Source organism: Leptolyngbya sp. UWPOB_LEPTO1, from assembly GCF_017302695.1.
In the GTDB taxonomy this organism is placed as follows: domain Bacteria; phylum Cyanobacteriota; class Cyanobacteriia; order Leptolyngbyales; family Leptolyngbyaceae; genus Leptolyngbya; species Leptolyngbya boryana.
In genome coordinates this window covers 122,084-140,298 of record NZ_JAFLCJ010000008.1, presented here as the reverse complement: position 1 = coordinate 140,298, position 18,215 = coordinate 122,084, and the positions used below count along the sequence as shown (strand labels likewise).

General features: G+C 48.4%; 1 protein-coding gene. It reads left to right on the top strand.

What is annotated here, in order from left to right; all coding sequences use genetic code 11:
* Nucleotides 1-73 precede the first annotated feature (73 nt).
* A complete protein-coding gene (locus J0L70_RS14125; protein WP_287455073.1) occupies nt 74-18,202 on the top strand; it encodes a DUF4347 domain-containing protein in 18,129 nt (6,042 codons plus the stop codon).
* The last annotated feature ends 13 nt before the right edge of the window (nt 18,203-18,215 follow it).

The window sequence follows — 18,215 nt, the reverse complement described above, 5'->3', positions numbered from 1 at the left end:
TTTCCTGAGCGCGATCGCTTCTAGATATCGCGCAGTTTTGCTTTTCATCCAAACTTAATCCCGGTAACGACTTATGCAATCTGATGCTCTACTTCGTAATGCTTTACTAGGTTCTACAACGGCAATTGCCCCTGCGCCGCTTGAGATTAACTTAAGTCCAGCACTAAACGATATCTCTCGATCGAGTTCGATTGCATTTGTCGATCGTGGAATTCAAGGATATGAAAAGCTCCTCGCAAACGCTGCTTCAGGAACAGAAATCTATGTTCTAGATCCCATCAAAGATGCAGTTTCGCAAATCACCGACATTCTACTAGAGCGCACGAGCATCTCGGCAGTTCACATTCTTTCGCATGGAAGCAGCGGCGGACTGACATTAGGACAGAACTGGCTCGATAGCAACGCTTTGGAGCAGTATGCGGATCAGTTCCGAAGTTGGTCAAAGGCACTCACTCAAGACGCAGATATCTTGCTCTACGGATGTGAGGTTGCACAGGGCGAAATTGGACAGGCATTTGTCAATATTTTGAGCGAATTGACGCAGGCAGATGTTGCAGCTTCAACGAATCTGACTGGAAGCGCAGCGCTAGGTGGAGACTGGACTTTAGAATATCAACACGGCAAGATCGAAGCCGGAATAGTCTTTCAATCTGCTGCACTGGCTGACTATCAATCTGTTCTAGGCATTAGCTTTACTGGAAGCGCCCTTACGAATACGGGCATCAATACAGCAGGTGCGATCGCGCGGATCACAGGCAACGCGATTTTAGACGTGATTGGGGATATCACGATCGATGCAAGCGGGATTACTGGAGATGGAGTAGGCGGGCTTGATAACCTCACGCTAAAAGCAACAGGGAACGTTGAGATTCGCGGTTTAGTAGGAACAGGTGGGCTAAATAATCTCAACATCGAAGCGAGAACTATTACTGTATCGAATAGCGTTCGGATTGAGGCGCTGGCAGACATTGCATTTGCGGCTAAAGATTTGCGGATCAGTCTAGAGAGCTTGTTGCCTGGAGTACTGCCTGTCTCTGCTGACATTAAGTCGTCTGGAATTACACTAGGCAGCAATGTTATTGTACAAGGTCAAAATATTAGCTTCAGTGCAGAAGCGAAAGATATCAATCCAACCGAGGGACTGAATGAATTTATAGACGGTATCATTGTTCAGCCGTTAATCGATTTTTATGCCGGACAGGTTCCGTCCTTGCCGGTTAGTGTGATGGTTCGAGAGTCTAGAGCAAATATTACGATCGGCAATGGCTCTCAAATCCTTGCGACAGAAGATATTAGCATTGTTGCGACTGCGGCAGCAGATGCCAGTGCAGAAGCAAAAGGCGAATTTGTTAGCGTCGGTTGGAGTAATGCGACTGCTTCTGCCACAATCGACATTGGACAATCCGTCGTGATCACAGCTGGAGCAGATGTTACTCTTGCCTCAGATGCCTCGACAACGGCAAGTATGACGACTGAGACGAAGCCTCCTGAACAAGGACAATCTTCAGTTCCTGGCGTTGCTGTATCGCTCGCAATTGCGAACGCAAATTTGACAGCAAAGACAACGATTTCACAAGGAGCAACCATTACCGCAGGGAGAAATGCAAACATTCTTGCAACTGGGAAGGTTGAACGAGAAGCAGGTTCTGAAGCCGAAGCTAGCCAGGGTGGAAAAGCGGGCGTATCGGTTGGACTAGGGTTCACAAAATCAGATGTTCAAGCGATCGTCAATGGAACCGTGACCTCGGGTGCAACGGCTGAAAAGATCTTTAATCCATCTGTTGCGGTGAACAACAATGCGGACACTATTACCGTCGCAAATCATGGCTTCAAGCAGGGGCAAGCTGTTGTCTATAGTAAGGGCAGTGGTTCGGACATTGATGGATTAGAAGATGGCAATACTTATTTTGTGATTGTTGTGAATAACAACACCATTAAGCTTGCCGAGTCTGCTGCTGCTGCTGAAGAAAACACCGCGATCGATGTCTCTAATTCGGGTGTTCAGGGTACCGATCATGTCCTCAAAGATCCAGGCATTCGGATTGTCGCTCAACTGGAAAGTGAAGATAAAGCTTCCGCAACCTCAGGTGTGAGTGACGAAGAAGAAGAAGACACGGCGAATGGGCAAAGCGGCGATGGAGCACAAACCCAAGTGAATCCCGCAAGTCTTATCCAGGGAATGACTGCAAATAATGTCTCTCAAAACGCGGGCGCAGGCGGAAGTGGGTCTAAAACGAACTTTAGTGCAGCAGGTGCATTTGCGTTCTCTAGCGTTCGTAACACTGTAGCTGCGACCGTGGGACTTACAGGCGTACTCAAATCTGAAGCAGACATTGCGGTGAAAGCCACGATCGAGAATAAAAATCAAACGCAAGCAGAGGCGAGTGTCGAACCGAATGAAGGCGCACAAGCTTCAACAGCAAGTGCGGCAGTCATTGTTGGCTTGTATTCTAATAGCGCGATCGCAAAAGTTGAGGGAACAACTGATGCTCGAAAAGCAACGACGATCAGTTCTGAAGTCATTTATCCATTCCTCTCTACGGTTGAAGAGAATTTTGATATCCTCGGAAAGCTTAAAGAAGATGGAATTGATGGTCTAGTTGAACACTTTGATGATGGAACTCTGGGCTTCAAGAGTTCATTGTTCAACTCTTGGGCGAAGAGTACTGCAAAAGCCGAGAAATTGGGAATTGCGGGTTCGGTGAACTTCCAGCAGTTTACGAGTAATGCACAAGCGATCGTCGGCTCCAATGCCAAGATAAATCAAACTGCTGCATTCCAGACGAATGAACAGACGGTTTCGGTTGAAGCCAAAACAGAACTGCATCAAATTAACATTACGGGTGTCTTCGATTTTGAGTTGACGACCGAAAAGCTTCAAGAATTGAAAGATTCCAAAGATCGTCTAGCAGACCTGAATCCGGCTGGCTCACAGTCTGGTAAGGGTGGCATGGGTGGATCATTGTTCCTCTTGTTTAACAATAGCAATACGATCGCGAAAGTTGAATCTGGAGCGCTGATTCGGACGGGAGCAGATGGAGATCTCACGGTCAAGGCAGAGTCTAAAAACATTGATATTAACGTTGCACAATCGGGTGCAAGCGGTGGACAGTTTGGAGTCGGTGGGACTTTTGTTTACACCAATCAGACAAGCAATACGATCGCGCAAGTTGATAGCGGTGTGAAGTTCCGAGGTGGAGCACTCAACATTACAGCCGCAGACGAAACGACGCGCGTGAATGCGGTCGGGGGTGTTGCGAAAGGCGGCAACGTTGGGATTGGTCTATCTGTGTCGCTCAATAACATGGATCGAACCGTTTCTGCCTTTATTGGTCAAGTCGCAACGGCGGCACCCATTACTGGCACAGACATTGATGCGGGCGATATTACGATTGGGGCGAAGGGAACAGGTGGCTTGTGGTCATTCTCCCTAGCAGCTGCGATCGCATCTAAAAATCCCCAAGACCAAGCGTCTCAAGATCCTCCCGAACAACCGACTGATGTTGCTGATTCTCCAGGCAGTTCGGATGATCCCTTAGACGGGGTTACGTTGCCGACACTCTTTGGAGAAATGACTCCACAAGCAGATGCAGCCAATCCAGACAACAGTGCTGCAAATACGTCGAATGACAAGGGCAATCAAGGAAAATCTGGAATTGGAATTTCTGGGGACGTTTCGATCAATACAGCCACCGATCGAGTGTCTGCCTTTATCAATGATGCAGGCGTAATCAACGGTGGAAAAGTTGCTCTAGAAGCAACGAATGATACTGTGATGCGAGTTGCTTCTGGTTCAGCCGCGTTTGCTAAATCTGCTGACGCCAATGCAACATCGGTAGGAATTGCAGGATCTGTTAGCATTAACACGTTAACAGGCACGACAAATGCTTTTATTACGGGCACTGCTTCAGGGGGGCAGAAACTCGCGCTCACAGCGGATCAACTCTCCTTAAAAGCGATTCGCAGCGGAGATCTGTTTGCACTGTCGGCGAGTGGTTCTGGTGCGCCTGGTAAGAATGGCATTGCGATCGCTGGCTCTGTTTCCGTCAACCGCATTACAAATACAACTGAAGCTTATTTAAATGGTGTACAAGCGACCATTGCTGGCAGCGTTTCGTTGGATGCGAAAGATAACTCTCGAATTTTTGCGCTCGGGGGTGCAGTAGCAGGTCTGGTTGGACGGGCTGGATTTGGCGCAGGCGTGGGTGTGAATATTATTAAGAATACGGTTAAAGCGAATAGCAGTAACACCACGCTCGATCTTGGTACAAGTCTAACTTTGTCTGCTCTGAATAGCTCTGAGATTCAAGCAATTGCAGCATCACTTGGGATTTCTCCACAACAAAATGGAATCGGTGCAGCGGGAACCGTTTCTGTAAATAACATTACCCTAACCACAGAAGCTTCTGTTACTAAAACGAACCGAACTATCAACGCGACTTTACCCACAGGCGTGATCTCACTATCTGCGAAAAACACTGCAACGATTGAATCTTTAGCAGGCGCGGTTGGAGGCGGTCAAACTGTCGGCTTTGGCGCAGCCGTTGCCTACAATGGCATCACAAACAACACTCAAGTTTTTGTCAGCGAGTCTACACTAGCGACGACAGCAGGAGCAGAGATCACAGCAGAATCTTCAGGCACAATCAAATCGCTAACGCTAGGCGTTGGAGGTGGAAAAGAACTCGGTCTAGGTGGCTCTGTTGCGATCAATATGATCCGGGGTGGAACTCGTGCTTTCATTGACCAAAACACAGTTCTACTTGCAGGCGGTCAAATTAATCTGGAGGCGAAAGATACGAGTACGATCGAAGGCTTGTCAGGCGGAATTGCAGGCTCTCAAACAGCCGCGATCGGAGCAGCAATCTCAGTTAATGATATTTCAACGACGACGACAAGCTACATTGAGAAATCTACGGTTACGTCACAAAATGCAGGGGTTCGTTCTGTTGCTGAAGCAAGCGCAACGATTAAAACGATTACAGTCGGAGGCGCGGGTGCTCAAAGCGTTGCGATTGGGGGATCTGTTTCTGTTAACTTGATTCGTAAAACAGTAGATAGCCATATTGCAGATAGTGCGACAGTGACTGCGGCTCAAGATGTGAAAGTCGAAGCGATCGCATCTTCAACTTTAGAGGCGAATGGGGGCGCTTTAGCAGGTGCAGGTAAAGTGAGTGTTGCAGGCTCACTGGCCGTGAATGATCTAGAAAATAGAACGATCGCACGGATTTCAGGCTCTACAGTTACAAGTTCTCAAGGCAATGTGATTGTCAGTGCAGATTCTCGTGACACAGTGCGAACGATTTCTGTCGGAGGCTCTGGTGCAGGTAAGGTTGGTGTTGCGGGTTCTGCCTCCGTCAGCATGATGGGGAATACCACAACAGCAGAGATCGTCGGTGGAACCGTCAGCGCAGATGACAACGTACTCGTACTGGCAAACAGCAAAAATGCGATCGATTTTTATGGAGGGACAATTTCGGTTGGAGGCGTAGCAGGGGTTGGCGGTCTTGCGAATGTTAATACGATCGCAAATACAACCCAAGCTGCAATTCGCCAAGGTGCAAGTGTTACCGCAAAGGGCAACGCGACAAGTTCGATTTCAAAAGCGGATGGTACTGGAACCAGTGAACTCACACGCGGCGTTGCAGTCATCGCGACCAGCGAAGAGCAAGTTGATGTCGTATCCGTCAATCTTGCAGGAGGTGGCAAAGCAGGTGTAGCAGCAACAGCATCTGTCACCGTTTTAGAAAGTCAGACGACAGCATCGATTGATGGTGCGTCCGTTAACGCAAATAACACTGGGGCAAATGCGGGTCAAACCGTCAAGGTTAAGGCATTCAATCATTCTGATGTTGACATTAAAGCAGGTTCGATCGCAGGGAGTGGCGCAGTCGGTGTTGGTGCAACCGTTGATGTAACTGTGATTGGAAATACGACTCGTGCCTTGATTAACAATGCTCCGATTGTGAATGCTCAAGCTGGCATTGATGTCACGTCCTTCACTCGCGAAAAATTTGGGTCTGTTGTTGCAAGTGGTGCAGGTGGATTTTTTGCAGGGGTAGCAGGTTCACTTCTAGTCAGTGATATTCGCAGTCAGAATGAAGCATTCATTGCAGGTTCGACCATTAATACCTTTGGTAATCTGCGAGTGATTGCTGATGATCGGGTCGAAGCAACTGGAGCCTCAGGAGCAGCAGGACTTGCGGGTAAGGGAGTTGGGTTTGGTGCGACGATTTCCGTCATTACGATCGCCAATTCTACAACTGCGAAAATCACAAGCTCTACGACGAATGCAAGTGGACTGACTGAAGTTAAGGCAAATTCGGTAGAAAGCGTGACAACAGGCGGCGCATCTTTAGGGGCAGCACTGTTTGGAGGAGTGGCTGGAACAGTATTGGTTTCCTCGCTCACAACTGATACGATCGCGACGATCGATGGAACGAGCCGAGTCAACCAAGATTTGGCGTACCGCACTGGAACACAAGATGTCCAAGTGAAAGCTGAAAATAATTCAACGTTGACCGGGGGTGTTGCAGCGCTGGGGGTAGGAGCAGTAGGTGCTGGAATTTCGGTCATGGTATCGGGGATCTGGAATACAACTTCAGCATCGATTGGAGACGGCGCGACGGTCAGTGCAGGACGCAATATTGTTGTAGATGCCGACTCTAGCAAAACAGTAACAACTGGTGTAATGGCATTTGCAGGAGGGTTGGCTGGTGTCGCGGGTGCTGTCTCTGTCGTCAATATCGGCAGCGGCATGTCTGGCGATGGCACGAGTTCTGTCGCCTCGACTCAATCTGAAACGGATGAACAATTGGATAAGAGCCAAATCGATAGCGGTTTGGGTAATTCCAGCTTTGCGACTCGTGCGAAGACCAAGGCTGATAGCAAGACTGTCGGGATGAGAACGACAGGATTTGGGGCGACTGCTCCAGTGCTGAATGGAACCAGTGCTTTTGTGGGTGTGAATGCGATCGTCAACGCTGGTGCAGATGTCAATGTGACTGCGACTGAGACGATTACACTAAATCAGGGCATCGGTAACATTACAGTCGGCGCAGTCGGTGTTGGAGGATCGGTTGCGATCGCAAATATCAACGGCAATACTCAAGCATTCTTGGCAGAAGGCTCGATCGTCAATGCAGGTAACAATATCAATGTGACTGCGAACTTTACGAATACCCTAAATAGCATTGCAGGTGCAGGACAGGGTGGACTGGTGGGCTTAGGTGCTCAAGTTGTAATTGTCAACGATGATAGTCGTCAACTTGCAGCAATTCGCAACGGAGCCAGAATTAATCAAGCCAATAATGTCTTGGTCAATGCTCTTGCGAATCGAACAAATACAAGCACAATGGTTAACCTGCAAGTTGGAGGCTATGTTGCTGGAGCCGCGATCGCTCGATTAACAGGAAAGGGTTCAACTCAAGCTCTCGTTGACAACGATGCTCAAATTGGTCAGGTTGCTGGCAGCACTGTCGGCAGTCTGTCTGTCTCAGCCGATGCGAATCTCACTGCAACTGCAACCACTCGATCGCTCTCAGTTGGAATTGGTTCTGGGAGTGCGAACGTTGCGATCGCTGATTTTAGTCCGACGATTTCTGCAAGCATTGGTGCAGGAGCAGATATCAAGACCTTACGAAACATTGATGTTGTATCAAGTGGGACTGCGAATGTCTCAACAGATGTTGCTGGGGTGAATGCGGGAGGACTCGCGGTTGGTTTATCGGACGCAAAATCTCAAGTCAGGACAACCCTGACAACAAATGTTGGAAATGGGGTGATGCTGGATGCAGGTACAAATATTCTTCTTGCAAGCCGATTTAATCGAGATGCGAACGGTCAGCTTATTTCTGGCAAACAAGTCAAAGCATCTGCAACCTCCTCAGCAGGGGCATTGATTGGCTTAACTGGCTCGAACGCTGAAGCTAAGATGACAACCAATTTAGCTGCTTCCGTTGCTAGTAATGTGACGTTAACAGCGGAAGGGAATGTCTCTATTCAGTCCCTATCCGGAAACGTCGTCGATGCTTATGCCAGCGGACAAGCGCTTGGGATAGCAGCAGCAGGAGTGACCTCAGCGCGAGCAGAAATTGACAATGCAAGTACGGCTTCTACAGGCACGAACGTACAAATTAATGCTGGACAGAATGTTACGGTTTCGGCTCAGTCTGATAATCAAGTGACACGTTCAGAAGCGATCGGGGGTGCAGGTGGAGTGTTCGCTGGAGCAAGTACTTCTGGAACCACAATCGTTACTGACAATACAACAGCATCCGTCGGGGTAAATACTCGCATTACGGCTCTTAACGGAACAATTAAGGTTGAATCGCTGGTTAGTAATGAGGCGCGTAGTCGTGGGTCAATTTCAACGGGTGGTGCAGTTACGAAGAACCGTACCGAGTCAACGAGTAATGTCACTTCTCAAGTCCGTACAACTATCGGAGATGGTGCGAGTCTACTCAGCGATCGCATTCAACTGCACTCAAAAGTCACTAAACTTGATGTGGATGCAGATGCCTACTCAAAGACGATCGCAGCGAATTCTACAACGGATGCTCAGTCGAATGTCAATACTGATGTTGACACCAAAGTTACAAATGGAATTGGCGCAAGTTTAAATGGTCAAAACCGTCTTGAAATCATCTCGCGAATCGATGGAGTTGATACAGATAGTAAAGCAAAAGCAGAAATTGCCGCAGGTCTGACAGGTTCAGTGTTTGCGACGGCGCATAACAATATGGATCTCGATGCCGATATTGATATCCTGTCACAATCGCAGCTCTCTGGGATTGATATTTTACTAGAAGCCGTTTCTCCTCAAGATCGCAATGCGATCTATGTTCTCGATCCTGAAACTGTTGCGAAAACTGTTGTGAACTACGTCTTGACAGCAGTAGAAGAAGTCGTCAAAGTCGTAAGTAAAATTCCGATTATTGGTTGGTTTGTGAAATGGGTGACTCGGACAGTCATCAAGCTCGTTGAGCAAATTCTGAACAGCGAAGCAGAAGCAAAACGCTCTGGTAACTTCTCCAGTAACAATACAATTAATCTTGCAGGCGACATCTATCAAGGTGCACCCAGTCGTGCCTCTCTGGTAGTGAATCCAGATTTGTCTGTTCTGACTCAGGGGAATATTTCAGCCCAGATTGTTGGAAATGAAGTCGTGGTCAGCGATGTGACGACAATGCCACCTGGACAGATCTTAATTAACTCTCCTTTCGGAACGGTGACTGGAGATGTAATCATTCACAAAAATAGCGTTCTAGAAAGCGTTGACATTACGAATAACTCAACGAAGGATCTGCGAATTAATCGGATTCGGACGATCAATAATGCAGTTGAGTCTCCTGATTTGGATATTCGAGCCGATATCAATACCGCCAATGTCACAACGGTTACAGATGTTGTCGGTCTGCCTTCCATCACTATTCAGAACAATACTGCTTCTAATGTAATTTTTGCAGGGCTGATCGAGAACTCAACGGGTAGCTTGCTGGTCGCCAATCAAGGCGGAAGTATTCTCATGGGTAGCAATGTCCAGCTAGAGAATGCGAGCGCGAATTTGAATGCGGCACAGGGTCGAATTGGAGATCTAACAAATCGTTTGAATTTACGCTTGTTTGATGAGACAACGAATGCAGCATTGGAGGCAAATGCTGGACAGAGCATCTCTCTCAATCTTCAACTCTCAAGCAATTCACTCAACACGGGCCTTACGCAGCTTGATGGTTTAGATCTCAGCAGCATTACAGCTGGGCAGGACATTGATCTCGCCATTCGACAAGCTGATATTTATCAATTTGATCTCAATACTTTTGTGCTGTCTCGCGTTGTGATCGATGGAATTTACAATCTCAAGAATCTCTCTTCGACTCAAGGTTCTGTCAAAGTTGACATTGCTCAAGGCACCGCAAATATTAGCAAAGTCCAGGCTCAATCTGGCACAGTGAATCTAAAAACGGTTGGACAATTAGTTGATGTAAATACTGTCGGTGCAGACATTATTGCTCAAAATGCAATTCTGCAAGCTACTGCTGGAATCGGGTCTAGCAGTAATGCGATCGATACAGCCGTTTCTCGACTCGAAGCGAATGGTTCAGGGGGAATGTGGATTAACAACACTGGGAATTTATCGATCGGCGGAATTAGCCCGATGATTGGTTTAACCATCACCGGTGATCTGTCTCTAACTAATGCAGGATCGGTAACGGTCAGTGAGAATGTGACGGCTTCTGGGAATGTTCAAGTCACGACAACAGATACACAAAATCAAGGCGAAGACATTGAAGTTGTCGCCAATACGAAAGTCGAAAGTACAGGTGCTAGTATTTCTCTACTTGCAGGCGACAACTTCACATTGAATCCAACGGGTACGATCGCGGCTGCAACTCAAATTCTAATTAAAGGCGACCAGGGCAACGCTGATAGTGTGGGAAGCACGATCGACATTCGCGGAACCCTCCAAGCTCCAGTTGTCGAAATTACTGGAGATAGCAACAACGATCGCGTCAATCTCACCAATGTTTCGACGGGTTCACCTGTAACCATTAGAACCTTAGATGGTGATGATACGATCAATATCGGCAGTAATTCCACGCCTACATCAAATACGAATGGCACTCTAAATCGGATCAGTGCGAATTTGACGATCGACGGAGGAACCGGAAACGATCAGTTCAAAGCAGACGACTCAGGTGATACAACCGCAAACACTGGAACCCTCACGAATACTCAATTGCTCGGATTGGGTATGACAGGCACGATCAACTACGCAGGAGTCGAAGCGATCGAGGTCGCACTCGGTTCTGGGGCTGATACGTTTACTGTTGCTAGCACGATCGCAGGAACAACTACGGTCAATGCGAATGCAGGCGCGGATACTGTCAATGTTCAATCGATCTCAGGCGCGACTACAGTCAATGCAGGTGCAGACAACGACACAATTAATGTTGGAAACGCGAGCAATACTGTTAACGATATTGGCGCGACTCTAACGGTTCAAGGGGATGCGGGTACTGATACTCTCAACGTGATTGACTCGGGTGATACTACTGCAAACACAGGCAATTTAACCAGCACTCGCGTCTCGGGCTTAGGAATGGCAGGTGCAATCGACTACGACACTGTTGAAGCTTTAGACATTACGCTCGGTTCAGGTGGAGACACCTTTACGATTCAAAGTACACACACAGGTTCTACGACTCTAAATAGTGCTGCGGGTGCTGATACGATCGCAGTTCAATCCAATACAGGCGCAACGACCGTTAATGCAGGCGCAAACGATGATAACGTAACGGTTTCGGTGATCCCTCCAGGTGGAACATTAGTTGTAAATGGTGAAGCAGGCAATGATGTGGTGAATGCAACTGCATCCACACGCGGTATTGTTCTCAATGGTGGAGATGGCGACGATACGCTACAAGGCGGATCAGGCAACGATTTGATCGGCGGCGGATCAGGGAACGATCGTATTGATGGCAATGCCGGAAATGATGAAATCTATGGCGATTCGACTTTCCCGGTTCAAGCAACAGATGCGGCTTATAACAGCTTTACCTTTGATGCGAATGTGATGACGGCTCCTGCTGGATCGCGTCCAAGTGCTACACAGCAAACTTCTCAAGGGAATGACACAATTTCCGGTGGAATTGGAAGCGATACCGTTTATGGGGAAGGTGGCGATGACAACATCGTTGGAGGTAGTTTTACTGCGAATGTCGCAGATGGAACGGACTATCTGTTTGGTGGAGCCGGAAATGATGTGATTGCTGGCGATAATGCCACGATTGATGTCAATCGCTCGATCGCGGTTTTCAATGACAATAACGGCGCGGCGGATTACATCTTTGGGGATACTGGAACGCTCACATTTGCTCCGACAGGAGAAGTGACTCGCGCCGCGAATGCTTCGGTTGCAGGAGATGGTAACGATACGATCTCCGGTGGAATTGGTAATGATGCTCTCTTTGGTGGAGCCGGCAATGATGTGATTTCTGGAAACTTGGGAGACGATCGCTTAATCGGTGATCAAGGTGTGATTGACTTTGTGAATAGTGCAGTCACCAAGATTGAAACGACAGAAGCAAATGTTGGCGGAACCGACACGCTAAATGGCGATGAAGGCAACGACATCGCGATCGGGGGATTTGGAAATGACACGATTTCTGGAAATGCTGGAGATGATTTCTTAATTGGAGACAACGGACGCGCGCAATTTTCGGCAGGCATCTTAACGAGAATTGAATCGATTGATCCAGGACTCGGAGGAAATGATGCGATCGCTGGAAATGAAGGCAACGACATCGCGATCGGCGGATTTGGAGACGATACGGTTTCTGGAGAGATCGGTCGAGATGTCTTACTTGGTGACAATGGCGTTGTAGTTCGAGCCGATGGCACGATTGAAGCCAATGATATTTACTCAACTGATCCAACCTTCGGTGGCAAAGACACGATCACGGGAGGGTTAGACAATGACTTGATCATCGGTGGTTCTGGTGGCAATGATGCACTGGGTCTAGGCGGTGACATCCTGGCAGGAAACGAAGGCGATGACTGGATCATTGGCGACAATGCTTATATCACTCGCGATAGTAACGACCAAATTGAGCAAGTCGCAACCTCTTTCGCATCGAATGGCGGCGACGACAATATTACGGGTAATGATGGCAATGACTTAATCTTCGGTGGGTTCGCCAATGACACCATTCAGGGCAATGTCGGTAGCGACATCCTCCTCGGAGATAACGGCAAAATCACCATGCTGAATGGGGTTGTAGCCCGGATTGAGACGGCAGAAGCACTCAGTGGCGGCAATGACACCATTCAAGGGAATGATGGCACAGATATTATTCTGGGTGGCTCTGGCGACGATACGATCGCGGGAGGAGCAGACAATGACACTATCCTTGGAGACAATGGCGTAGTTGTTCGTACCGATGGCTCAGCCCAAGCAAATGATGTCTTCTCAACCGATGACGTGAGTGGCGGAAAAGATAGTATCTCTGGCGGTCTAGGAGATGATTTGATTCTCGGCGGATTTGAGAGCGATCGCATCACAGGTAATGAAGGGAATGACATTGTGTATGGCGATCATGCTTACATCACTCGCAATGCATCGGATGTTGTAGAAGAAATCACAGCACGCTTCGCATCTCAAGGCGGAGATGATGTGATTGAAGGCAATGCAGGCGATGACATTCTCATCGGTGGAGCCGCGAACGATACCATCATGGGTGGTACTGGAATTGACTTCATCGCTGGAGACAATGCGAAAGTGACGATGCCGAATGGAGTTGTAGCTCGCATTGAAACAACGAATCCTACCCTTGGTGGCAATGATGCGATCGATGGCGATGACCAAGGCGACTTTATTCTTGGTGGCGCTGGCGATGACACGATTACTGGAGGCTCTGATCTTGCAGATGATGTGATTTTGGGTGATCACGGGGTCATTGTTCGAGCCGATGGAACACCTCAAGCAAATGATATCTACTCAACTGATCCAGCAAATGGTGGAAAAGACATCATCACGGGTGGATTGGGCAACGATATCATCCTGGGAGGGGCAGACAACGATCGCATCACAGGCAATGAAGGCAACGATGTCATCTTTGGTGATCATGCTTACATCACTCGCAATAATGCCGATGTCATTGAGAAGATTGAATCAACTTTTGCAGACCAAGGTGGAGATGACACGATCGCTGGAAATACAGGCGACGATCTCTTATTCGGTGGAGCCGCAAACGACACGACCACAGGGAATGAAGGCAACGATGTGATCTTCGGTGATAACGGCAGCCTAGATTACACGCTAGATAGTAACCTCACAACCTTAGATTTGATCACCACAACCTCGCCAGCAATTGGTGGAAACGATAATATTCAAGGCAATGAGGGTGACGATCGCATTCTTGGTGGAAATGGGGCGGATGCCATTCAAGGTAATGCAGGACAAGACATCATTCTCGGTGACAATGGACTCCTTAACTATGGAGTCGATAGCGACTTTACAACCCTCGATCTGATTACGACCACTGATCCAACCTTGGGTGGTAACGATCAAATCGCAGGGAATGACGGCAATGATATTGCGATCGCTGGAGCCGCAAACGATACTGTCACCGGAGATGCGGGAGACGACATTCTAATTGGAGATCAGGCTGAAATTACGTTAACAGGCGGACGGGTAAAACTCGTAGATAGCATCGACCCAGGCATTGGGGGAGATGATGTCGTCTCCGGGGGCGATGGGACTGATCTGATTCTGGGTGGATTTGCCGATGATATTCTCTACGGCGATGCTGGCAATGACAGAATCTTAGGTGATAACGGTCGATTCGATTTTGCTTTTGCAGGGGATGCGGTCGTTGGAGCCGATTCTGACCTATCAACCTTGGATATCATCACAACTACTGATCCAACTTTGGGCGGTGACGATAGTATCTTTGGCGGTGCAGGTGAAGATCAAGTAATCGGTGGCTCAGGTTCTGACTTTGTTGCAGGCGATAACGGAGCTGATCCAAACGTTGTCTTGACCCGGGAATGGACAGTTGTTGATGAAGGTGACTTTAACGGAGATGATCGAACCGATCTCGTTTGGCGCAATCAAGTTCGGGGGGATGTTGCCGTTTGGTTGATGAATGGCAAAGAAATACTCGATTTCGCAGTGGTCTTACCCGGTGTGCCTTTGAGTTGGACGATCGAAGGAATTGACGACTTCAACAAAGACGGCAAGGATGATTTTATCTGGCGCAATCGTGCTAATGGCGATGTTGCCCTTTGGTTAATGAACGGCAGAAAGATTGACACTGCTGCGATTGTGCTTCCGGGTGTGCCACTGAGTTGGGAAATTGAAGGGATCTCTGACCTGAATAACGACAATCAAGCGGATCTGATTTGGCGCGATCGCAGTAATGGCGATGTTGCTGTTTGGCTAATGAATGGTTCGCAAATTGCGGGAGCCGCAGTCGTCGTTCCAGGCGTACCGTTGACCTGGACCATTGAAGGCGTTGATGATCTCAATGGCGATGGTAATGCTGATTTGATTTGGCGCGATCGCAGTAATGGCGATGTTGCCGTTTGGTTAATGAATGGTATGCAAATTGCTGGATCTGCAATTGTTCTCCCCGGTGTGCCGTTGAACTGGAACATTCAGGGAATTGGCGATTTTAACAACGATGGCAAAGCCGATCTGCTCTGGCGAGGGCAAACGAACGGTGAGATTGCTGTTTGGTTGATGAATGGGTTGCAAATTGCTGGATCTGGAATTGTTCTAGCTGGAATTCCGAGCAATTGGACGATTGAAGGAATTGGCGACTTTAACAATGATGGCAAGAGCGATATCGCCTGGCGCGATCGCGGTAATGGCGATGCTGCGGTGTGGTTGATCAATGGCACTCAACTGGCAGGAGCCGCCGTGATCATTTCGGGTGTGCCCTTTAACTGGGAAGTCAAAGCGATTAGTGACTTGAACAACGATGGTAAGGCTGAGTTTGTCTGGCGGGATGCTGCGACCGGAGATGCTGCGGTGTGGATGATCAATGGCGTGCAGATTGATGATACAGCGCTCTACCGTCAAGGAGATTCAAAACCTGTGTCCACTGGTGCATCAGATGATTTGGTCATGGGTGATCATGCCATCGTCTATCAGGCATTGCAGCGCGATCGCAATTTCGTCTCGATCGACACACAAGCAGCCGATGGCGGTGGAGACGACGTGCTGTATGGCAATCAAGGCGATGATATTCTGCTCGGTCAGCAAGGCAACGACATCATGTACGGTGGTGCAGGTGAAGATGACATGACTGGCGGTCACAATGTGCTAGGTGGTGCCGATGGCAATGATTCAATGGATGGAGAAGCAGACTCAGATGTGATGCTCGGTGATAACGGCACGATTACTCGGCGTTGGGTGAACAATGCGTGGCAGCGATTTGTGGCACCGTTTGCGACGGTTATTCGAGATATCGTGCGCTTTGATGATGTCGATCGCATCGCTGGCAATGACACGATGGTCGGAGGAACTGGCGATGACATCATTCAAGGTCAGCGTGGAGACGATTTCATTGATGGTGGTGCTGGAGATGATGAACTCTATGGGCAACTGGGCAATGACATCATTCAAGGTGGAGACGGACAAGACACGATTTTAGGAGATGTCGGTATCATTACTCGCGATGTCAATCCAGATGGTTCAGCTCGTCGGAATCTCAATGGTTCGTGGCATCGAGATGTGATTCTAACTGATGTTGGTCGCGTGACTGGAACCGTCAGCGGAACACCGACTGCGGCACAATTCCAAAATCCAGATCTCTTGTTACTGACTGAATCAACTGGATATGAGGTCGCACTCCTAGCAGATGGGAATGACGCAATTGATGGGGGATCTGGAGATGATGCGCTCTTCGGTCAGCGCGGTAACGACACAATTCAAGGTGGAACAGGCAATGATTACATTGAAGGCAATGCAGGCAATGATTTCATTGATGATCTTGCAGGCGATGACTTCATCGTTGGAGATGACACCTCGAATCTGCCACCGTTTAATACGGAACTCCCGATCGTCACTCGTGCGATTCACCTGATCAAGCAGAATGCAAACCTAGCTCTCGATTTCTTCGGGACGATCGTTACGCCAAACTTGACCTTAACGCCTGACCCAATTTCGGGCTTGCTGCCAGCCTTGACGCTCTCGCCGACTTTAACGCGCGATCATTCTCCGACTCCGATCACGGGTGCGCTTCGTACAACCTCGGGTGTAACGTTCCAAACGCTAGCTGCTGTCATTCCTGATGTGATCAATCATCTTGATTTACTAGCAGGAAATGACCAGATTTCGGCGGGTGCTGGTTTAGACACGGTTGTGGGAGATAACTATACGAATACCATTCCGCTGAGAACAGGAGTTGCTGGAATTGATCAATCGTTGGATCTAATGATGCGATCGCTGTATCAGTTGAACTATGACCTTCACGGCTTAGAACTTGCGCTGACTGGAACGAGTGGCGCGACTGCACGAGAAATTACACGCGGTGGAGATGTGATTGATGCAGGGGGAGATCGCGATTTAGTCATGGGTGACAATGCCTTCTTGATCGGGGGCTTAACGATTAAATCACCGAGTAATGCTGCGGCGATTAGCACAATGGTCGGAAATCTTCAGCAATTAATTGCGAACTTCAATCGCACCGTTGATACGGTATTAGATCCGCTCACCACTCGACCCATGAATCAGCCGTTTACTTTAGCGATCGGCAATGATCAAATCACTGGAAATAGTGGCGATGACAAGCTTCTCGCTGATGACACTTTTGTTCTTGCTCCTAACTTCAGCAATCCCAACTATGTGAAAGGCAGCTTCTGGAACTATGCACTTATCGGCGGTGATCAGCCTGCTCGTTCTACGCTGCGCGAGTTTAACCTGAAGCTCGGCAACGATTTGGTGAATGGTGGTTCTGGAAATGACTTAATGATTGCTGGTTATAGTAATGTGATTCTGCCGCTCGCAAATCAAGCGCCTGTCACTCAAAGCGATCGCCTACAATTCCAACGCGATCTCGAACTGTTTGCTGAAGATGTCAGAACCTTCATTCGCGACCTGCACAATACCAATCACGGCATTGAGTATGTCAATAACAATCAGTCTCATACCCTGATTGCTCAAAACGATGTGATGAATGGTGAAGCAGGCGACGACGTGATGTTAGGAGATAATGCAACGCTGCTGCTCCCGATCGTCGATCGACAAATCAATCTCAGCTTTGAAATCGTCAGAGGCTATCTCGATTCCAGCGACGAATCTTACAACTTCAGTCAAGGTCTACCTCATCAGTACGATTTGATCTACCGCAATTCAAATCTAGGAGCAACGCGATTTGCTGAAGATACGATGACAGGCGGCGATGGAAATGACATCCTGTTTGGACTTCGAGGCGTTGATACGATGCAAGGAGATGCTGGAGATGATTACTTGTTTGGAGGTGCAGAGACGGATGTGCTGAATGACACATTAGGAACAAATGTGATCCGAGCAACAAATCCCAGTGCAGGGGACAGCACAATCATCAATCCTCGCATCAACGCCTATCTTGTGAACTTCCTCAGTCCTGCTCTCCAGCGCTATATCTCAGAGCTAGATCAAGAGAAAAACAAACTCACTCTCGAAGGACGGTTCCAGCTTTCCTTCCCGGATTAATTTTTTCAGTAAG